This window comes from Vibrio tapetis subsp. tapetis, from assembly GCF_900233005.1.
In the GTDB taxonomy this organism is placed as follows: domain Bacteria; phylum Pseudomonadota; class Gammaproteobacteria; order Enterobacterales; family Vibrionaceae; genus Vibrio; species Vibrio tapetis.
This window is the reverse complement of the sequence record NZ_LT960611.1, coordinates 1,265,797-1,286,219: the sequence shown is the minus strand read 5'-3', so window position 1 is coordinate 1,286,219 and position 20,423 is coordinate 1,265,797. Positions and strand designations below refer to the sequence as shown.

Below are 20,423 nucleotides of genomic sequence, written 5' to 3'. Positions count from 1 at the left end.
ATATGTCAATAGTATGGAGGTGTGGATTATATTAATTGTGTAAAGGATGACGTAATGGATAACGTTAAACTGGGTATTGGAGAGCACAATAAGGGATTGTCACTTCCACTTAAAAAAGGCCCATTTCAGAACAATGGCGCTTCGCCTTGGTATGCAGAAGTCGGTGTCGGGACTCCGATACAAGCATTAAAGTTTTCTTTTGATACCGCCAGCAATTTTAACTGGGTGACCTCGACATTATGTGGGCCAGACACTTGTCATCACTTTGGTGGCGATGAGTTCAACTATAAAACATCTTCCAGTTTCGAATGGGTTAACCGTACCCCGATCACCGTGGACTTTGGCCCTTGGGGAGAGATGGTGGTTTCGAGCGGAGAGGATTTGCTGACATTATCAGTACAAAATGACATAACACTTAACTCCGATCTTTACCTCTCAAGCCATTATGACGGCAGTCAGTTTGACGAGCTTAATTGGGACGGAGGTATTGGGTTACCGAGTTATTCTCATATTCCGCTCAATAACAACGGAGCCAAAAGTGCGCTTAGAGGCCATCATCAATGCCATAGTGAAGCTCGTTTTCACTTTCTTGAGTCTTTGGTTGAGAACAATGTTATTTCTGCCGAGAGCCCTTACGTAGGGTTTGAAACCGATCCTGTTTCCAAGCAAGGAGAGGTGACGTTTGGGGCGCTAAACCCAGATTACGTAAACAGCCGTGAATACTTGTTTCTGCCGTGGGAACGCTATGCTGCGAATTCAGATGTCGCGTCTCTTTATTATATTTGGACAACGCCGTTAGCCGTGATGAAAATGGGCGATGAGGTTCTTTGTCAGTCGGATGAGAGCACCAAGCAATGGTTCTGTTTAGATTCAGGCTCTTCCCAGTTTAAAGGCGATCCAGACACGATGTTTTCTGCCTATCAGCAAGCGGGTTTGTATGGCAAACCGTTGTCGCTGAGCTTCGCTGCGAATGCCAACTCGTTGGCCGGTGAAATCGAGATACCCAAGGATTTGTATGATGTAACCATTGAGCATGGTGACCTAGAGGGAAAAACGGTGCCGCAATTTCAACCTATGCAAGGGTTGGATGCATTAACATTGGTCGGCTCGGTCGTGATGGACAGCCTTTACACCGTATATCAATACCGAATGAATGACGCTGGTCAACTTGAGCCTGTCGGGATGTGGCTGTTTAACAAGCCCGAAGGCCCCCAAGTGATAAAAACTCGTCAAACTAAGCCACCTGCGATCTATCAAAAAGATTTTTCAAGCGATTTTAAACTGACGGGACGCTGGGAAAATAGCTATGGCTCGCAAATGGACTTATTAACTCAGCCTAGTGGTGAAGTATGGGGAACCTACTCATCGACCACTGGCGCATCCGGTTGTTACTATGTATACGGCTGGAGTTCAGAGCATAACCCTACTCAAGCGGAAGGGCAGGCAGTCGCGCTGGCGATCACTTGGCGTGCGCATGATGCGGACGCTGAACCTAACGACAGTTGGCGTTGGATGTCGACGTACTGTGGCCAAATGGTGAATGATACTCAATTATCTGTGATTAACTCTTTGGTCGCGACCAACCATTACGGGGGCGCACAAGTTGGAGATTTTATCGATAAATTGATGTTTGATAAATGCAGCTCGGTTGAGAAACAAGAAGACAATCAATTGTTATCAAATTTATTCAATCAAAGTGAATTAGTGAGTTCTCCGTTTAATGGCACTTGGTGGGATGAGCAGCATGAGTTAACGCTTCAATGTGCAGTCGTCGATGAAAGACAAGGTTTGCTCAACGTACAATTTGAACAGCATAACAAGGTAACGACACTCAAAGGCTTTGCAGATACTTTGCCTGCTTTACTGGGGGCGGATGTGGAGCGTCGGAGTTTAAGTGTTGCAGGTAAAGGGCTCAGTGGCCTACCTATTTCAGTGAGTGGGTATCTGGACCGAGAGGCCGATAAACTGATAGTGAACCTATGGACAGCCCACGGAACCAGTGTCGAAGATAGCTACATGCAGGCCAATGCACAACAGTTGTGTTTTACACGAATGTGTACATCAAGGAGTTGATATCATGAGACAAAGTTTTGATCAAAATGAACATGACGATGTCGTGAGAGAGTGTTTTTCAAAATTATGGAAACACTCGGTCGACTTAATGTTCATTATGGCGGTTGAGCCTAACGGTGAGTTTACCTTGTATGACAACAACCCCGCTTCACGGGCGATCATGGGGTTTGAGCCAGACGATCCCATTCACCGTTACAACATTCGTGAAACGTGGGACGATGACATAGTCGAAGGCTTGTACGAGACTTATCGACAGGCAATTGCGGCACGAAAACCGGTTTCTTTTGAACAGTTTGCAACAAAAGACGAGAAACCTGTCTTCGTCGATACCCTATTTGTGCCCATCTTTGACGCGAATGACGAGCCGATCTTTGTCTGTGGCGTTGCGCGTGATATATCCCGAATCAAAGAAGCAGAACAGATGGCATTAGATGCCAATATTAAACTGCAAGAGTACTCCCAAGCGCTAGAAGGCATTAACAGTGAATTGGATGAAAAAGTAAAGGCTCGTACTCAGGAACTAGAAGCCATTACCCACGATCTAGAAATGGCATTGGAAGCAAAATCTTCTTTTGTTTCACGTATCAGTCATGAGATCAGAACGCCGATCAATGCCATGTTGGGCCTGAGTAATTTGTTAAAAAAAATCTCAGTTAGATGATGTGCAGCAAGACTACATCAATAAAATATTGGATTCAGGGAACATATTGATAGGGCTGGTGAACGACATACTAGACTTTTCAAAAATGGATGCAGACAAATTAGAGCCCGAGTCTGTTGATTTTAATCCGGAAATAATCATGAAGCAGGCGTTAAATCTTAATGGATTTAAAGCCACAGAAAAGCGGCTTGAATTGGCATGCTTTATTGACCCGATGATGCCAAGAAAGCTGAAAGGCGATCCGCTTAGAATCCAGCAAATTGCGATTAACTTACTCAGTAATGCGGTGAAGTTCACCCATAAAGGCGCAGTAACGCTTAACGTCGGATTTCACTCAAAAGGAAAGAGCAGGGGCACCTTAGAATACAGCGTGACCGATACGGGTATTGGCGTATCCGAGGAACAGCAGGTTCATTTATTCAGCTCTTTTACACAGGCAGACAGCTCTATTACGCGTCGTTACGGGGGCAGCGGGTTAGGCTTATCCATTTGTAAAAAATTGGTCGAACTAATGGGGGGCTCGATCAATGTTGACAGCGAAGTTAACAAGGGGAGCCGTTTCTGTGTACGTATTCCTGTGGAGATTGCAGAAGCAGAAAGCTTGATCAATGAAGTAGTGATTGAAAAAAATAGTCGAATTTTATTAGTAGATCCAAGTGTTTATAGTGCAGCATTGAATATGAAAATGCTCACTTCTGCAGGTTTTGATGTCGATCACGTCCAATTTTCTGGCCAAGGGTTAGCCCGAGCAAGAGAGGCGTTCAGCCTAGGACTTCCCTTTGACCGTATCGTGATTGATTGGGAATGCATCCGTGGGGAACACGCTGAATCCACGCTTAGAGTGCTTAAACAGTATCAAAAATCAAATAAGTTGATCGTCATGGCCGATGGCCTAAAAAGTGTGTCAGAACTTGGCTTTGATGGCTTATTTAATTGCATTGAAAAACCCATTACACCGGCCTCTATTTTCCCTCAACTTGGCCGCGTCACCTTATTTCAACCTTCGCTAGATATACATCCGCCAATGAAAGAATTGCTGGCTGGGCATCGCGTATTACTGGTCGACGACAACCCGATAAATCTACAAGTTGCCTTAGGGTATTTGGATGATTATGGATTGCGAGTCGATACCGCAGCGAATGGGGAAGAAGCAATAGAGAAAGTTAGGTTGCAAGATTATGATTTGGTCTTGATGGACATTCAAATGCCTAAGTTAGATGGCCTGTCAGCAACTCGCCAAATACGAGCCAGTCATCGTACAAAAATACCTATTATAGCGCTTACGGCGCACGTCGCTGAAGCAACGGTACAAGAGTGTCTTGACGTGGGAATGTCCGGTCACTTGAGTAAACCTTTGGATGAGTACCAACTTCAACAGACTCTCCTCACTCACCTTGATATCGACTTTGCTCAAAATAGAGTGGCAGAAAGTGGCGGTAATACCAAAAAGCAGATAGACGAGTTAAAGCAAGCAGATGTACTCGATGTGCAATCTGCATTGGCTCGCCTAAACCAAAGAGAGCCGCTTTATCTTTCCTTGGTTCAGAGCTTTTACTTTCGATACTGTGATAACCCGCTAATGTTTGCTGTTCAAGAGCTCGATGTAAACGTCTTGAAGGATGAACTGCATAGTCTTAAGTCTAACGCAGCGTATATAGGCGCTCCGTGGCTTGCGAGGTTGGCGAGTGATTTAGAGCGCCATATCGAACAAAATGATTATGAAAAACAGGCTGATGCTTTGTCTAGCATGCTCAATGAGGTGATACAGCAACTGGCACCGATATATCAGCAGTCGATAAAGGCGTTAGAGAGTAAGGCATCAGATCCGATATTTGAACAAGAATTAGCAACACTGTTAATGCAGCTGGAAAAATCAGACTTCGCTGCTGAAAAGACTGTTAGAACGATCTTGTCGCAAAAGATGCAAGAGGAAGAAGTGCGAGAGCAACTCGAAATTGTCGAGCAATACCTTGATGAAATTGAATTTGAAAGCGCTCATATGATCGTGAAGCAAGTGCTTAATCAAGTGCGAGGAAGGTAGCAATGGAAGTAGTTCAGCGTGTCTTGATTGTAGATGATGAAGTCATTAATCTAAAAATACTGAGTGAATTAGTCAGTGAAGAAGCCAATGTAACCTTAGCTAAAAGCGGAGAGCAAGCGCTTAGAAAGGCGCAGCAATATCAGCCAGATTTAATATTACTTGATGTGAAAATGCCGGGACTCGATGGTTTTGAAACCTTAAGCGAATTGCGGCAGAACCCGCTTACTAGCCATATTCCCGTGATTTTTATCTCAGCATTAGCTGATTATAATAATGAAGAAAAAGGGTTAATAAATGGTGCTGCAGACTATATCTTTAAACCTTTCCACTTTGGAATAGTAAAAGCCAGAGTACGGACTCACTTACAACTGGTTGAGCAAACGAACAAACTGCAGCAGTTAGCACGTCGGGACTACCTGACCTCGCTCCCTAATCGTCGGCATTATGATGAAGTATTGAAAAGTGAATGGAAGCGAGGCCAAGAGGCACGTAAGTTCATCTCTTTGGCAGTATTTGATATTGATGATTTTAAATTATTCAATGACCTTCATGGTCACGATGCAGGCGACGAACTTTTAAAGAAAGTTTCTAAGGTATTAAGGGAGTTTTTTACGGAACCCGGCCATTTGGTATCACGGTTTGGTGGAGAAGAGTTTGTGGTATTGATGCCGGGAGTCAATAGAGCCGACGCATTGGAACAAATTATTGATTGCTTAACTGCCGTTGTAGAAAGAAGTGAAGTGACGATGAGTGCTGGTGGCGCTTCATGCGTGCCGGATACGCGTTCAAGTGATTCGACGTTATTTCATCTGGCGGATAAAGCACTTTACAGTGCCAAGGCGCAGGGGAAAAACTGTGTTGTGTGGGCTGACTAACCTCGTGGGTATTTAAGCCGATGACTGTTCAATCATTCGAAAATTTTGATGAAGTTGAACAAACCAATCTAGCCGTAGTAATTTTCGATCAAATTATACTATAGAAATAGATAAGGCATTTTGTGATGAAATAGCCGAGAACTGTTTTTAGATGGAGTTTGATATGGGAAAGTTAGTAGAAGGTGTTTGGCATGACGTCTGGTATGACACAAAAGAAAGCGGTGGAAAGTTCGTTCGTGAAGACGCGGGCTTTCGTGGCTGGATAACGCCGGATCTTAATGCTGAGTTTCCGGCGGAATCAGGGCGATATCACTTATACGTATCACTGGCTTGTCCTTGGGCTCACCGTACCTTGATTTTCCGTGAGTTAAAAGGCTTAACCGAGCACATCGATGTGTCCATCGTGAGCCCTGACATGCTAAGCGAAGGTTGGCAGTTTGACTCTCCCGAACCTTTGTTTGGCTTTACCCGCGCTCATCAACTTTACAGCAAAGCAAAGGCTGACTATACAGGCCGGGTGACGGTTCCTATTCTTTGGGACAAAAAAACCAATACCATTGTGAGTAATGAATCTTCTGAAATCATCAGAATGTTTAACAGCGCTTTCAATTCCCTTACGAGTAATAGTGATGACTATTATCCTGAGCACTTACGCAAAGACATCGACCATTGGAATGACTTTATTTATCCAAACATAAACAATGGTGTTTATCGTTGTGGTTTTTCAACCACTCAAGAGGCATACGAAGAAGCCTATGAGCAGCTGTTTTCTGCGTTAGATAGAGTCGATGCACATCTCAAGCATTCACGATATTTAGCTGGTGAGCAAATTACAGAGGCTGACTGGCGACTGTTTATCACGCTTGTCCGGTTTGATGCGGTTTACGTTGGTCACTTTAAATGCAACAAAAAGCGCATTGCAGATTATGAACATATCCAAGGTTACTTAAAAGAGTTATACCAAGTTACCGGGGTTAAACAAACCACCAATTTTGATCATATCAAGCGACACTATTATTTTAGTCATGCAGGAATTAACCCAACTCAAGTTGTGCCGAAGGGGCCATGGTTGGATTTAGACAGTGAGCATGGTAGGTAGGAGAATCTGGGCTAGAGGCTATAAGAGCAATAGCTGAAGGGTTTTGCTTTTATAGTAGCGAAGCGTTCTAGTTTCTAGAAGCGAAGCACTCTAGTCTCCACTCTTTCTGTATTCTAGTGAGCAAAGCGAATTCTTCTTTTTCTACAAGCACAAAAAAACCAGCTCAATGAGCTGGTTTTTTTGCTTCATGCTTAATGCAAGAATATGGTGGAGGGGGACGGATTCGAACCATCGAAGGCTGAGCCGGCAGATTTACAGTCTGCTCCCTTTGGCCACTCGGGAACCCCTCCAGGGGCATTTTCCTACTCGTTTACAACAAATAGGCTTAGCGGTTGTTTTCCCAACACGGTTGCTAAGTGCGGAGCGCATAATATCAAACACGGGAAACCTGTAAAGGGATTTCTTAGATATTTGGTTTGAATGCTGACTTTTTCGGCAAGAACGATAAAAAACGCACGTTTTGCTCTAAAGTTGAGCATATTCATTAGGCTTAAAGCTATTATTTTCTAACCTTTACATTCCTTTACGCTCAAAGCGAAATCGACTGATAGAATAACGCTCAATCGTATTTCTTGGTTATTGCAGATGAAAAACAAAATAATAACAACCATTGCTTTAGTAACATGCCTCTCTTTGAGCGCCAGTGCTTATGCAAAAGGCCGACAAGGCGGCTCTCGAGGTGCACAAAGCATTGCTGTTGTTGCCCAAACGGTTGCCGAACACCAAATCTCTCAATCTCTTTCATTGATCGGTAAATTAGAAGCCAGCGAGTCCGTGATTATTTCCCCAGAAGCGGCGGGTCGAATTGAAAAAATATCGGTTAAGTCGAATCAAGATGTTAAACAGAATCAATTGCTGGTCATGCTAAATGACGACAAAGCGAGAGCGGCCGTGTCTGAAGCAAAAGCGTATTTGAATGATCAGAAACGTGTTTTGGTTGAATATCAAAAACTGCTCAAACGTGGCGCCATCACACAGACTGAAATCGAAGGCCAGAAGTCTTCGGTTGATATTGCGCAAGCGCGCTTGGATTCAGCACAAGCCGATTTGAGTGATCTACATATCAAGGCGCCATTTAATGGCACAGTCGGCTTTGTTGATTTCAGCCGCGGTAAGTTAGTCAGTGTGGGCGCTGAATTGCTTACCTTAGATAATTTGGATCTCATGGAACTCGACGTTCAAGTACCTGAGCGTTACTTATCTATGTTATCAAATGGCATGAAAGTGACTGCGACAAGCCAAGCTTGGCAGCAGATATTTACCGGTGAAATCGTTGGTGTCGACTCACGAGTAAATAAAGAAACCCTGAATTTACGCGTTCGGGTTCATTTTATGAATGAAAATAAAATGCTTAAGCCGGGCATGTTGATGGCGGTGGATATTGCTTTCCCAGCCATTGAAGCACCGATTATTCCTGTTCAGGCTTTGGAATATTCAGGCACTAAGCGTTACGTCTACGTGATTGATGCAGACAACAAAGCCAAGCGCACTGAAATCACTTTGGGTGCCCGAGTAGAAAATGAAGTTGTCGTAGAGAGTGGGTTAGATATCGGTCAAACCATTGTTACTCAAGGGATCGTCAACATGCGTGATGGTGCGGCAGTTAGAATTTTGCCATCCAATGAGCAAGCGGAAACTCAGGGCAAGCCTGCAAAATCCCTTGATAGTAAGGGGTAACGAGTATGTGGTTATCTGATGTCTCTGTAAAAAGACCGATTGTAGCGATTGTATTGAGCTTATTGCTGTGCGTATTTGGCGCGGTTTCGTTTACTAAACTTGCCGTACGCGAAATGCCTGATATTGAAAGCCCAGTGGTGTCCATATCGACAAGGTATGACGGTGCGTCCGCTTCTATTATAGAGAGCCAAATTACCTCAGTCTTAGAAGATCAGCTTTCTGGTATTAGTGGCATTGACGAGATCACGTCGACAACGCGGAATGGATCGTCGCGCATTAAAATTACGTTTGAACTGGGGTATGACTTAAATACCGGTGCCAGTGATGTTCGTGATGCGGTAGCAAGGGCGCAAAGACGACTGCCTGATGAAGCCGACGACCCTATTGTTTATAAAGACAATGGTACTGGTGAAGCCTCGATCTATATTAACTTGAGTTCGTCGGTAATGGATCGTACTCAACTCACCGATTACACAGACCGAGTCTTGAACGACCGATTCAGTTTGATCTCCGGTGTGAGCTCTGTGCAAATTTCTGGTGGTTTATATAAGGTCATGTACGTCAAGCTAAAACCAGAGCTAATGGCTGGCCGAGGGGTGACCACTACCGATATTACCAGTGCGCTTAAGAGCGAAAACGTCGAAAATCCCGGTGGTGAAGTACGTAATGATGCGATTGTTATGTCCGTTCGTACCGCGCGTCTTTATAACACGGCAGCAGACTTTGACTACCTGGTGGTTAAACAAGCCAGCGATGGCACGCCGATCTATCTCAAAGACGTCGCTGACGTTTATATAGGGGCACAAAACGAGAATTCGACCTTTAAAAGTGATGGCGTGGTCAATGTCAGTTTAGGCATTGTTCCTCAGTCGGACGCAAACCCACTTCAAGTCGCCAAATCTGTGCGTGAAGAAGTGGATAATATTCAAAAGTTTTTGCCAGAAGGCACCCGTCTTGCGATAGATTACGACTCGACCGTGTTTATCGACCGCTCTATCAGTGAGGTATACAACACCCTATTTATTACCGGTGGTCTGGTGATTTTGGTGCTGTACATCTTTATTGGTCAGGTTCGTGCGACGCTTATCCCTGCGGTAACCGTGCCTGTGTCGTTGATTTCTTCTTTTATTGCAGCGTATTACTTTGGTTTCTCGATCAACCTGATCACCTTGATGGCCCTGATCTTGTCGATCGGCTTGGTTGTGGATGATGCCATTGTGGTGGTTGAAAATATTTTTCATCACATTGAAAAAGGCGAATCGCCCCTTGTCGCGGCTTATAAAGGCACCAGAGAAGTTGGTTTTGCCGTCGTCGCCACCACGCTTGTTTTGGTTATGGTGTTCTTACCTATTTCCTTTATGGAAGGCATGGTGGGCTTACTGTTTACTGAATTCTCCGTATTGCTGGCGATGTCCGTCATCTTCTCGTCGCTAATTGCACTGACATTGACGCCAGTATTAGGCAGTAAAATCCTAAAAGCCAATGTGAAGCCGAATCGTTTTAATAAAGCCATCGATCGTTTATTTGGCCGACTGGGAAATGGTTATCGCTGGCTGCTTACCAAAGCAATGGTGGTCAGAATATTAGCGCCAGTCGTGATTCTTGGCTGTATTGGCGGAAGTGTGGTGCTGATGGACAAAGTACCCTCACAACTGGCCCCACAAGAAGATAGAGGCGTGTTGTTTGCTTTTGTCCGTGGTGCTGATGCCACCAGTTACAACCGTATGAACGCTAACATTGATATTGTTGAAGAAAGGCTGTTACCACTGCTAGGGCAAGGGGTATTGAAGTCATTCAGTGTTCAATCGCCTGCATTTGGTGGTAATGCTGGGGATCAAACGGGTTTTGTCATTATGATCCTAGAAGATTGGGAAGACAGAACGGTGACGGCGCAAGAAGCGCTGGGTATGATCCGTAAAGCCTTAGTTGATATTCCCGATGCGCGAGTTTTCTCAATGATGCCAGGCTTTAGAGGCGGGTCGAGTGAACCGGTGCAATTTGTTCTCGGTGGTTCAGATTACCCTGAATTGCAGAAATGGTCTGAGCTTCTAAAAACCAAAGCCAATGAAAGCGAGATAATGAATGGTGCAGAAATAAACTATTCAGAAAAAACACCGGAATTGGTGGTCACGGTTGATAAGAACAGAGCGGCAGAGCTAGGCATTAAAGTCACCGATATTTCTAATACGCTTGAAGTCATGCTGGGTGGCAAAACAGAAACCACCTTTGTTGAACGTGGTGAAGAATACGACGTGTATTTGCGAGGTGATGAAAATCACTTTAATAATGCGGCGGATTTGAGCCAAATTTACATGCGAACCAACAGCGGCCAACTGGTCACGTTAGATGCAGTGACTCGTATCGAAGAAGTGGCGTCATCCATTCGTTTGTCACACAACAACAAGCAAAAATCCATTACGCTTACGGCAAACTTGAACGATGGTTACACCTTAGGTGAGGCGTTGGATGAACTTGATAGGCTCGCAATTGAAAACCTTCCGAGTGATATTTCTGTCGCCTACAGCGGTGAATCTAAAGAGTTCAAGGAAAACCAAGCCAGTGTGTTGGTCGTATTTGCTCTGGCTCTGCTGGTGGCTTACTTAGTCTTAGCGGCTCAGTTTGAAAGCTTTATTAACCCGTTAGTGGTGATGCTGACCGTACCGATGGGCATATTGGGTGGGTTTATTGGTCTGTTTGTCATGGATCAAGGGCTCAACATCTATAGCCAAATTGGGATGATCATGTTGATCGGTATGGTGACCAAAAATGGCATATTGATTGTCGAGTTTGCCAACCAACTCCGTGATAAAGGCGTGGTGTTTGAACAAGCTATTATCGATGCGGCGGCAAGACGTTTACGCCCGATTCTCATGACTGCTTTTACAACGCTAGCAGGCTCTATTCCATTGATCGTGTCGACTGGCGCGGGTTATGAAAGCCGAATCGCCGTTGGTACGGTGATCTTCTTTGGTATGGGCTTTGCGACTTTGGTGACATTATTTGTCATTCCGGCCATGTATCGCTTAATATGTGTGCGCACACATTCACCTGGCTTTGTTGAAGCTCAACTTAACGAAGCACTCTCTAGAGAGACGGTTTCACGACCTACCCACGGTGAATTTGGAATGAACAATAACGGAGAGAAAAATGGCTGATTTTAAATACAAGAACCTAAGCCAAGAGCAACAAGATAAGCTTGATGCTGAAGTGTTTCGTCGTTTGTTACGTCACCTAGACGACAACAAAGACGTACAAAACATTGATCTAATGATTGAGGGCGGTTTTTGTCGCAACTGTTTTAGTAAATGGTACAAAGCAGAAGCCGAGAATCAAGGTCACGACCTAGATATTGATGACGCACGTGAACGTGTTTATGGCATGACGTATCAAGAGTGGAAAGACAACCATCAACCAGCGGCAACGCCTGAGCAATTGGCAGCCTTTGAAGCTCGTCAGAACAAATAACACCAGATAGGTTGATTGATAAACTCAGTGCCGCTCTTTAATGAGCGGCACTTTTGTTTGTTAGGTACAAACATTCATCATCAGGTACAAACGTTAAGATTAAGCTGTAAATCATAAGGTAGGCTAGAAAGCCGACGCGTTATTTTGCTTCTTGTACGTTCGATATCATCGATTTCAATGGACTTTTTATTGGTGAGAATACTCACGTCTACCCTAAGCTCGCGTCCAATCTTGGTGACACCCGTCACTTGAATATCTTGGGGTATTTCTTGTTCTACTGCAGAGATATCATTATCAACTTTCTGACATAGCTCTTTATCTGGAGACATCATCAGTAGTACTCGAAGCGCATCTTTAAGCATGTCGAATGGCACTTTGATGAAATAGAAAGACATGCAAACCATCATGGCTGGGTCGGCGTACACGGCATATTCGCGAAGCGGCGAAAGGGAAATAAACCAAGCCACCACAAACCCGACCGTTACCACCAAGCTGAGCAAAGTGTCCATTTTCCACTGTTTGGCTTCAGCTTCGATTAAACCGGAAGAGTATTGTTTGCTTTTATTGGCGATCACCCACCATGCATATCCGCAACCGACCACATTGACAACACCAAACAAGGTGGCGATAGAAGCATCGACTTGGCGTCCACCCGCGAATAATGCTTCAACGGCAGAATATAAGGCATACATCACGACACCGAGAATCGATGCCGCTTTAATGATGATAACAATCGGCTCGATGACTGCTCGTCCAAAAGGGAATTGAGAATCGGACGGCTTTTGAATGTACCATGCGGCGGCCAGTGACAATAAAGTTAACAGTAGGCTGATTAATGAGTAGACGCCATCGAAAACGATGACCAATGAACCGACCCATAATCCAAGAACGAGCCCACCCAGCGCAAAGCCAGAAGCCAAGATGGCTGAAAAGGTTAATACTTTGTTTTCGTTCTTGTTTGTCCTAGCACACATAGAATATCTCGTTGTTGGATACCGTTTCATTCTTCGCGCTAGATGGATGTTTTACAAACTAAAACTGGTCATTGAATGCTCGTAATTTCAAGTGGTATTGAAATAGTTGTTATAATTCATAATCTTACTGCTTTAATTTGGCATCAATATAATTGACGGTCAGTGATGGGTTAGAAATCGAATAGGTAATCACTCAATTTATCGACTAACCAAACCATGGCGGAGTCCTCAGTCATGCCCGCAGCGGTAAACATGCAGTAGTCTTCTTGAGTCAGCCCGTAGGTGTGTTTAATCACCGCGATATTTTCTTGTCGAAGAAGAGGGCGAATAAGAGGCTCCGGCAATACGCCCCAAGCGTCTTCGCTGAGAATAGTATTTAACATGTAATCAAAGCTTGAAAAGCCAATATAACGCAGGGAAAAAGGTTGGAGTTCTGGATTATCCTTTTCGTTTAAGTAAGCGAGCGACGCTTGCATAGCATTTCGTAAATCTTCATCCGAGACTCGTCGCATTTTAGTCAGTGGGTGCCCTTTGCGACAGACTGACATTAACCGTATTTTGCCGATAGGGTGGTAGGTGACTCTTGGATCATCGGTGCGTTCATAATCAACACCAAATGCGAAGTCGACTTGTTGAGTTTCGACTAAGTTTGCGAGATCTCCACTTGATGCAAGAACGATGTTAAAGGAGGTCGCAGGAAACTTTTTGTTTATTTGATGCGCCAGTTTTTGCCAAAGCTCATCAGGCAGTGAGTCATCACGAGCAATCCAGACTTCTGCATTGAACTCGCCCGAGACTTGTCGGCACGTTTGAACAATCCGCTTTTGCGTGACTAGAAGGCTTTCGCAATCTTTATAGATGGCTTTGCCTGCTTCGGAAAGGGATAAATGGTTGCCTGACCGAACGAAGAGCTCGGTATTTAGATCTTTTTCTAATGCTTTAATCGCCATGCTGAGCTTGGTTCGATTACATTCTAATTGTCGAGCGGCTTCGGAAACCGAACCAAGGTCAGCGACGCTGCAAAAAGCTTCTACTTGAGACAGATTCATAAAAAACGCGATCCTTCGGATAATAAGTAGATTGTTGAATAGACACTTGGAAAATAGCAAATCTTGTGATTATTTACGACAAATCTGTTCCTATTTCAAATGATTAAATGTGCATCAGTTGTCGTGTAGTTTGATATTTGGGGGATGGATTTTTTGACGCGAGTGACACGACGGAATAAAAAAAGCACCGCTTCATAATGAAGTGGCGCTTTTTACTGGGTGTTGTTTAGTTAGCTTTGTTTAGTTAGCGTTGGTTAGTTCGTGATAGAACGAGTCCAACTGGCAGGTTGCGCGGTCCCCGGAAGTGTGACTAAGGCATCATCTCGCTTTGGTAAGCCTTTATTGTCGATATCACCTTGCACTGGGCGAATCTGAGTTGGGCTGGTGTTGGTTTGATTCACTTCAATGATATCAAGTACGCCATCGCCGTCAGAGTCCCAAGAGTAATCAGACGTACCCAGTTTGCTTTCGGTCGAGAAATCTAAGCCGTCTTTATCCATATCCCGCGTTGGATTAAGTTCACCTTTTACGTTTCGTGGCCCCAATTCATTGCGTGCGTATTGACTGTTACCGCCTTCGTTTGCCTTTCCCCAAGTGGTGATTGAGCTATCGGCGTGAAGAGCTGTGTAAGTCATGCCATTAACTGACATTGCCGTGATTTTTTTGTCTTCTCGGCTCCCATCAAACAAAGTGGGATCTTGCTTAAATCTTCTCATTGGATTGTTGTTAAAGCCCCAGTTTCGAATAATATCAAATGAGCCATAACCCCATGGCACCACCGCGCCATTTTCAAGCAAAGCATAAACTGAACTAGTGTTGATATAGACATCTTTGACCGATACCGATCCATTTAGCTGCTCTGATGGAGCAGCCGTGCCATTAGTTCCCCATTTGGTTTCACCAAATTGTTGCCCCCACTGAACCAATGAACCATCGGTGAGTTTTGCAACAAAGATTCTAGAGCCTGTACCTGTGTAGACTTGCTCTATCTTTTGGCTAGCAATGGCATCTTTAACGTCTTGAGGGAGCCACATTTCGTATCCCCAAGCTTGAGATTGACCATTTTCTTTGTAAGCAAAAAAGCCGCTGTCTGAAGCGTGGAGACTCGCGACGCCTGACTCTAACTCCGTATGATTGTCTGGCATGCTAGAGCCGACATAGATCAATTCACTCAATACCCGAGGCCAGTCAATGTTCCCTTTCCCGTCACCGTAACCATCGAATAACCAATCCGCGTAGATCTTGTTCTTTTTATCTTTGTATAACCAATCTGGGTAATCTTTCTCATTAGGTTGAGATGCACCCCCTGCTTTTACGTCACCCCATGAAACAACCTTGCCATCTTGGCGTAGGGCGGCAAATGCAGTAGAAGTTGTGGCAATCGAGATAATGGAAACGGAACCATCGATGTCCGCTTTTACTCGGGATATATCTGCTCCTTTGGAAGCATCTCCCCAGGTAACAACAGAGCCGTCACCCTTAATTCCGGCATAAGCGCCTTCGTTACTGTATATTTTTTGTATCGCTAAGTGTTTTGTCCCTTCAGGGTTGAATGGGTCTTGCCCAGGAGCTTCAAGCTTTAGCTTATCTTGATCGGCTTCGGATTTTTTCCCCCAGAAAATCACCGAGCCATCTTGGCGAAGCGCGGTAAATGTGTCGTCAGTAGAGTGGAGAGAAACAACTGGGTTCTTACCGTCTAACTCTGAGCTAATAGTGCTGATGTCTTTTGCATCACCGTCACCAATCGTAACGACGGAACCGTCACTGCGTAACACCGCCATGGTTTTTAAGGTCGCCGCAATGTCAACGGCAGGGTTCTTAGCGTCGAACTCAGGCAATATAATAGGATCTGCTTCTAAATCTCGGTTGCTCCAATACAGTACTGAGCCGTCAGTGCGTATTGCTGCATTATTGAACTGAGTGCTATATACGCGAACGGCTGCAGGGCCGTCGAGGTTAAAGACTTTCACTTTTCCTTGTTCATTGATGTAATCGGCACTTTGTTTTCCAACTGATTTGGCTTTCCAGACGACAATCGCTCCGTCATGCCTTATCGCAACCGGATAAAAGTTGTGATTTAACCGTTTGTTGCTATGCACTTTAATCGATGCAATACCTGGAGTGGCTTGGGCAGAGAGAGCACGTTGTACCGTAGCAAGATCCAGTGTGTTGTTGAGTGTGCGAAGCACGAGTGCATTTTTGAAGTGCGATAGATTATCGGTGGCGGCTTGTTCTTCAGGCAGGCTGAAACCCGCCGCAAGTAACCATTTTTTTAGCTCGGTGGCCGATGGCTCAGTTGTATTAACGGTGTTGTTGAAACGACTTTGAGCGGGCCATATCACGTAACTGCGAGCATAAGCGGTTAACTTCTCAGTAGCCGATACCACAGATTGCACCTTGTCGAAGTCGATGCTGGTGGCCGAAACATAAGGTTTAAAATTGTAGTCTTGATTGATATTGATATCGGTAAAGCCCAAATATTTCAGGCTATAAGCCATGACGCGTGGTGTCGACTTAGGATCAACCAGCTTATCAATGAAGAGATTAATACGGTTCAACTTGGATTCTACTGTTGGCACGTAAAGCAGATTATCTTTAAACACGAGTACGGTGTTGTAATCGATATCAAATTTCAAATCAGAATTTGGCATTAACAGCTGCAGCTTTTCACGTACTTGCGCACGGGTTAGGCTGATTTCAGCTCGGTTGTGTTTAAGCAAATCTACGTGGGCGGCAAAAGCGGTGAGTGTTGCGTCTACATCAAGCATCTTTGCCTTGGTTCTAAACAGTTCACGGTAATCAGCCCCTTCTAAAATCGCAGGATCTAACTTGAGCAAACTGGCTATTTGAGCCACGAACTTGTCTTGGTTCGTTTTTTCATCAAGTAACGACGGTGTTTGAGACCAGGTCACCAAATTAGAGAGAGTCTTGACGTTACTTTGAGTGGTTACTTTGTCTAATTCGCCGTTCTTATCTAAAGAAATGGCTTTTAAATACGAATAACCCTTTTGGATATGGGTAAATTGAGCGATATCCAACAAGCGATAGAGCTTTTGACTGTCTGGTTTTTGTGAGTGAGTAAGCTTAGCGATTTTCTTGAGCGCAACCTTAGAGACATCTTTACCGGATTTCGTAATGACCGGGTTGCGGTTGAGGTGATCGATGACTTGCTGGCGAGATTTCAGTTTTAGTGGCACTTTTGTGTCGCTATCTGGAATCGCGGCGTCAACTTGCCCAATGAGATCGGTTAACTCGGCCTCAAAAGTATCGCTACTCCAATCTAGTCCCTTATCAACAGGTAACGTCTCGGCAATAGTACGAGCATGAGATGAAATTGTAATGCCTGCTGTGTCTGGGTCACCATCGCTATCTAACGATTGCAGTAACTGGCTAATTAAAATAGGCGCGGGTAAGTCCATTGGTGTGACATCTACATCGGCTAGAGTAGAGCCTAACTCAATGTTACCAATAGAAAATGTGACTGTTTCACCTGGGATAAAGTTAAATTCACCTTTTGCATTGGTTAGTCCACTTTGAGTCGCCGTTTTATAAGTTACTCCACCAACCGCGCTGTCTGTAAATCTTCCCACTTTCGTTTGCGAAGGTGAGCCTGAATTGTCCGAAGCAGCACCATCGCTACCCCCGCCACCACAGCCAGAAAGTACGGCGACAATAGCCAGTGAAAGGCTCGTCTTCAATAAGCGCATTGGTTTTCTCCTTTTTTTAAAAGCGTCCCTATGAACAAAAAATAAATATGTTTCATATGACGAATAACCACAAATTACGTAGCAGATATGCTAGAAAAACTTCTTTTACCAGACGTATTAACTATATAAATGTGGTTGACGAATAGATTCGTTTTATAAATAATGCCCGCATCTTAGTGATAATTAATATCATTATCAACTGCAAATGAGAAATACTCTCAACAAAAGGGCTTTTTAAGATGTGTAAAGTTGTAAAATTTTGTAACGAAAAAAAAGGGGGTCACCTCTATAGAGTACGGGGTTTTGGCGGCTGGGCTTGCAGGTGTTATCGCGCTAGTGCTTGGTGACGATGGGGTATTTACCGAAGCGTTGACCAATGCATTTGAAACCGTAGCAGGCACGATAGAAAGCCAGACCGCTGGAGGATCTGAAGGTAATTAATGTGATAAATGAGCCATTTATTTTCGTATTAGGCCCATTGTTATGGATTTCACTCGGCGACATTAGAAATAGAACCATCAGTCACTGTGCCTGTGGCGCACTGCTGGTGTTTTGGTTGTTATTTTCAGTCATCCACTTTGAAGTCGAACAGATCTTCCATCACCTTTTTATTGGCGTTATCGCGTTAATGGGTGGGTTTTTACTTTATTCGCTTCAAGTGTGGGGAGCCGGTGACGGAAAGTTACTGGCGATCTGTTTACTTTGGGTTGGTGATGAATGGCCAGAGACACTCTTCAGTATCGCAATGTTAGGTGGGGGTTTAGCGGGTACGTACTTATTAATACGAAGATTTAGTGGTGTAAGCAATAACTTGCCATACGGTGTGGCGATAGCGATGGGAACTCTATATCAATTAAGTGTTTAGAGGCTGTGCAATGGAATTAATTATTGGCAGTTAAGGGCACAACATTCAGTTTATTTCCCGATTAACGGAATAGCAAAAGTTATGAAAATTCGTTTTTTACTTTACATCTTACTGGCCGGCTTAGTAGCGGCAGGTGGCTATATATATTGGCAACAATTATTGAAAGAAGACCCAGTAAGCGCTGAGCAAACAGCTAAAAGCACTAATGAGGATTTAACCAAACCCAAGTATCAGGGGGCGTATTTTCTGACAGCAAGCAGAAACTTGGCTAAAGGCAGCTTGGTTCAATCGTCCGATTTGGTTTGGCGACAAAAGCGGGAAGATGAAGACATAGCGGATTTAGAGCGCTATTACTTGAAGGGGATTGCTAAACCTCAAGCCCTAGCAGGTTTTGTTGTAAGACATGCAATAAAGCAAGGTGAATTCGTTAACAAAGCGAGCTTTATCAGGCCGGGCGACTTTAATTATTTGTCGGCGGTACTCAAGCCTGGGATGCGAGCGGTAAGTATCCCGATTGACGTTATTTCTGGTAGCTCAGGTCTTATCAAGCCAGGAAATTCAGTGGACGTGATCATCACGACCAACTTAGAAGGTGGGGGTATGTCGGGCCGTGAGTTATCCAGCATCATAGCCAAAACCATTCTTAGTAATGTGCGAGTACTCGCGATCAACCAAAACGTTGAAAACTTAGTCGAAACGCAAGCATTTGATATCGCAAAAGCAGGCACCGCGACACTTGAAACCACAGCAAAACAAGCCGAGTTATTGACCGTAGCCAGAAAAATGGGAGAGCTTTCGTTAAGCCTACGAAGTGAATTTGTTGATATGGAAAGCGATATCAAGGGGGGGAATCAACAACGACGGCTAGCCAAGTAACCGAGCACTTCAAATCTCCGATTGCATCACCAAGTATGGTGTTAATGCATGGCATAAAGCGTCGAAACTTAAGCATTGCTGACAGCGGTGTTGAAGTTCTAGCCGATTAAACATTAGGGAAAACACAATGAAACAACATGTCGTTGGCCAAGCATTAAAGCGTTGGCTAACAGGGTTTGCTTTGTCATTTTTTGCCATAGTACCTGTATTTCAAGCACATGCCGCGCACATATCGTCAGCAAAACAGACCCTTAATTTATATTTAGGGTCAGCAAAGATCATCACCTTACAGCAAGCAGCGAATACCGTTTTCATTGCCGATCCGAGCATCGCCAGCTTTCAGGCATCTAGCGACAAAACACTGATCGTATTTGGCCGAAAACCGGGGTCGTCGAGTTTATTTGTGTTGGATGACAAGGGTAAACAGGTTTATTCAGCGAATGTTCGAGTTGGCTATGATCTGTCGGGTTTGCGGCCTACGTTAAAGCGCGAATTCCCTCAAGCGAATATTGGTGTGCGAGCTTATGGCGGTGGTGTCATGTTATTTGGAAGCGTACCCGATGCAGCGACAGCGGCTCAGGCGCTTGCGATCACCAATGAATTTGTTCAACAAGCGCTTCAACAAGTTGGTAGCGATGGGGCACCAATGCCGACCGGTGATGGTGCTGGTGCTGAAAAGGCTTCGGTAGGGCGTGGCGCTGGTATTGGCGGATATAAGCAAGGTTTGGTTTTGAATAAAACGACCCATGCCTCCACCTTCCGCCCCATATTCCCTTTCAGACTTTAATAGAGCCAAACTGAATTTATGTTTCCTCCTTACTACTAGATAATCTTTTTCTAGGAATGGAATTAGAGGCATTTTATGAAAGGGATCGGAATACTGTTAACGGTTATCATGCTGGTGGTAGCTCTAAACACAGAAGGGCTATTACGGTCAATTGCAGAGCTAGCCGCGTTTGTCGCTTTGGTACTGACTGCCTATCAAATCAAAAGTGCGCGTAAGCAAAGTCAACTTAAGCGCACTGATTCTGTAAAACTGTAAGGTTGCTAGGTTAGTAAGA

At 44.4% G+C, this 20,423-nt stretch carries 16 protein-coding genes and 1 tRNA gene; 13 read left to right on the top strand and 4 right to left on the bottom strand.

Going from position 1 to position 20,423, the window contains the following annotated elements:
* Positions 1-54 precede the first annotated feature (54 nt).
* From VTAP4600_RS05650 to VTAP4600_RS05630, 5 genes are all read left to right on the top strand, one after another.
* A complete protein-coding gene (locus VTAP4600_RS05650; protein WP_102521896.1) occupies positions 55-2,073 on the top strand; it encodes a pepsin-like aspartic protease in 2,019 nt (672 codons plus the stop codon).
* A 4-nt stretch (positions 2,074-2,077) separates the two neighbouring features.
* Complete coding sequence (locus VTAP4600_RS05645; protein WP_172443081.1) at positions 2,078-2,734, top strand: PAS domain-containing protein; 657 nt, start codon at positions 2,078-2,080, stop codon at positions 2,732-2,734.
* A 1-nt stretch (position 2,735) separates the two neighbouring features.
* Positions 2,736-4,775, top strand: a complete 2,040-nt coding sequence (locus VTAP4600_RS05640) for a response regulator (RefSeq protein WP_102521894.1) — start codon at positions 2,736-2,738, stop codon at positions 4,773-4,775.
* 2 nt (positions 4,776-4,777) lie between these two features.
* Positions 4,778-5,650 carry a GGDEF domain-containing response regulator gene (locus VTAP4600_RS05635; protein WP_102521893.1) on the top strand — a complete coding sequence of 291 codons (873 nt, stop codon included), beginning with the start codon at positions 4,778-4,780 and terminating at the stop codon, positions 5,648-5,650.
* Positions 5,651-5,813: 163 nt separating this feature from the next.
* The gene (locus VTAP4600_RS05630; RefSeq protein ID WP_102521892.1) at positions 5,814-6,749 is read left to right on the top strand and encodes a glutathione S-transferase family protein; all 936 of its coding nucleotides are present in this window, start codon (positions 5,814-5,816) and stop codon (positions 6,747-6,749) included.
* 205 nt (positions 6,750-6,954) lie between these two features.
* On the opposite strand, the gene VTAP4600_RS05625 is transcribed toward VTAP4600_RS05630, so the two are convergent.
* A tRNA-Tyr gene (locus VTAP4600_RS05625) sits at positions 6,955-7,039 on the bottom strand.
* A 295-nt stretch (positions 7,040-7,334) separates the two neighbouring features.
* Between VTAP4600_RS05625 and VTAP4600_RS05615 the strand changes: the two genes are divergently transcribed.
* From VTAP4600_RS05615 to VTAP4600_RS05605, 3 genes are read left to right on the top strand one after another with little or no spacing between them, the layout of a single operon-like run.
* Complete coding sequence (locus tag VTAP4600_RS05615; protein WP_102521890.1) at positions 7,335-8,426, top strand: efflux RND transporter periplasmic adaptor subunit; 1,092 nt, start codon at positions 7,335-7,337, stop codon at positions 8,424-8,426.
* 5 nt (positions 8,427-8,431) lie between these two features.
* Positions 8,432-11,581 carry a vibriobactin export RND transporter permease subunit VexH gene (gene vexH / locus VTAP4600_RS05610; RefSeq protein WP_102521889.1) on the top strand — a complete coding sequence of 1,050 codons (3,150 nt, stop codon included), beginning with the start codon at positions 8,432-8,434 and terminating at the stop codon, positions 11,579-11,581.
* On the top strand, positions 11,574-11,891 hold the full coding sequence (locus tag VTAP4600_RS05605; protein WP_102521888.1) for a DUF1244 domain-containing protein: 318 nt from the start codon (positions 11,574-11,576) through the stop codon (positions 11,889-11,891). The genes vexH and VTAP4600_RS05605 overlap by 8 nt, the downstream gene beginning before the upstream one ends.
* An 80-nt stretch (positions 11,892-11,971) precedes the next feature.
* Here the strand turns inward: VTAP4600_RS05605 and VTAP4600_RS05600 are convergent, their stop codons facing one another.
* The 3 genes from VTAP4600_RS05600 to VTAP4600_RS05590 form a co-directional block, all read right to left on the bottom strand.
* A complete protein-coding gene (locus VTAP4600_RS05600; RefSeq protein ID WP_102521887.1) occupies positions 11,972-12,865 on the bottom strand; it encodes a cation diffusion facilitator family transporter in 894 nt (297 codons plus the stop codon).
* A gap of 170 nt (positions 12,866-13,035) precedes the next feature.
* Complete coding sequence (locus tag VTAP4600_RS05595) at positions 13,036-13,914, bottom strand: LysR family transcriptional regulator (protein WP_102521886.1); 879 nt, start codon at positions 13,912-13,914, stop codon at positions 13,036-13,038.
* A 254-nt stretch (positions 13,915-14,168) separates the two neighbouring features.
* Entirely contained in the window at positions 14,169-17,621 is a 3,453-nt protein-coding gene (locus tag VTAP4600_RS05590) for an RCC1 domain-containing protein (RefSeq protein WP_102521885.1), read from the bottom strand.
* A 303-nt stretch (positions 17,622-17,924) separates the two neighbouring features.
* Between VTAP4600_RS05590 and VTAP4600_RS05585 the strand changes: the two genes are divergently transcribed.
* The 5 genes from VTAP4600_RS05585 to VTAP4600_RS05565 all read left to right on the top strand — a co-directional run bounded on the left by VTAP4600_RS05585 (position 17,925) and on the right by VTAP4600_RS05565 (position 20,404).
* Positions 17,925-18,062: a hypothetical protein gene (locus VTAP4600_RS05585; RefSeq protein WP_231897878.1), complete on the top strand. Its 138-nt coding sequence runs from the start codon at positions 17,925-17,927 to the stop codon at positions 18,060-18,062.
* Position 18,063: 1 nt separating this feature from the next.
* Positions 18,064-18,486 (top strand): A24 family peptidase, encoded by a 423-nt coding sequence (locus VTAP4600_RS05580; protein ID WP_172443080.1) that lies wholly within the window; start codon positions 18,064-18,066, stop codon positions 18,484-18,486.
* Positions 18,487-18,567: 81 nt separating this feature from the next.
* Complete coding sequence (gene cpaB, locus VTAP4600_RS05575) at positions 18,568-19,362, top strand: Flp pilus assembly protein CpaB (protein ID WP_102521882.1); 795 nt, start codon at positions 18,568-18,570, stop codon at positions 19,360-19,362.
* Positions 19,363-19,489: 127 nt separating this feature from the next.
* The gene (locus VTAP4600_RS05570) at positions 19,490-20,149 is read left to right on the top strand and encodes a pilus assembly protein N-terminal domain-containing protein (RefSeq protein ID WP_102521881.1); all 660 of its coding nucleotides are present in this window, start codon (positions 19,490-19,492) and stop codon (positions 20,147-20,149) included.
* A 75-nt stretch (positions 20,150-20,224) separates the two neighbouring features.
* Entirely contained in the window at positions 20,225-20,404 is a 180-nt protein-coding gene (locus VTAP4600_RS05565; RefSeq protein WP_102521880.1) for a hypothetical protein, read from the top strand.
* Positions 20,405-20,423 lie beyond the last annotated feature (19 nt).

Bases quoted from the DNA above. Each gene is read 5' to 3' on its own strand.
- VTAP4600_RS05565 (WP_102521880.1), top strand. From the start codon at position 20,225: ATGAAAGGGATCGGAATACTGTTAACGGTTATCATGCTGGTGGTAGCT.
- VTAP4600_RS05595 (WP_102521886.1), bottom strand. From the start codon at position 13,914: ATGAATCTGTCTCAAGTAGAAGCTTTTTGCAGCGTCGCTGACCTTGGT.
- VTAP4600_RS05605 (WP_102521888.1), top strand. From the start codon at position 11,574: ATGGCTGATTTTAAATACAAGAACCTAAGCCAAGAGCAACAAGATAAG.
- VTAP4600_RS05590 (WP_102521885.1), bottom strand. From the start codon at position 17,621: ATGCGCTTATTGAAGACGAGCCTTTCACTGGCTATTGTCGCCGTACTT.
- VTAP4600_RS05615 (WP_102521890.1), top strand. From the start codon at position 7,335: ATGAAAAACAAAATAATAACAACCATTGCTTTAGTAACATGCCTCTCT.
- VTAP4600_RS05650 (WP_102521896.1), top strand. From the start codon at position 55: ATGGATAACGTTAAACTGGGTATTGGAGAGCACAATAAGGGATTGTCA.
- VTAP4600_RS05570 (WP_102521881.1), top strand. From the start codon at position 19,490: ATGAAACAACATGTCGTTGGCCAAGCATTAAAGCGTTGGCTAACAGGG.
- vexH (WP_102521889.1), top strand. From the start codon at position 8,432: ATGTGGTTATCTGATGTCTCTGTAAAAAGACCGATTGTAGCGATTGTA.
- VTAP4600_RS05600 (WP_102521887.1), bottom strand. From the start codon at position 12,865: ATGTGTGCTAGGACAAACAAGAACGAAAACAAAGTATTAACCTTTTCA.
- cpaB (WP_102521882.1), top strand. From the start codon at position 18,568: ATGAAAATTCGTTTTTTACTTTACATCTTACTGGCCGGCTTAGTAGCG.
- VTAP4600_RS05635 (WP_102521893.1), top strand. From the start codon at position 4,778: ATGGAAGTAGTTCAGCGTGTCTTGATTGTAGATGATGAAGTCATTAAT.
- VTAP4600_RS05630 (WP_102521892.1), top strand. From the start codon at position 5,814: ATGGGAAAGTTAGTAGAAGGTGTTTGGCATGACGTCTGGTATGACACA.
- VTAP4600_RS05645 (WP_172443081.1), top strand. From the start codon at position 2,078: ATGAGACAAAGTTTTGATCAAAATGAACATGACGATGTCGTGAGAGAG.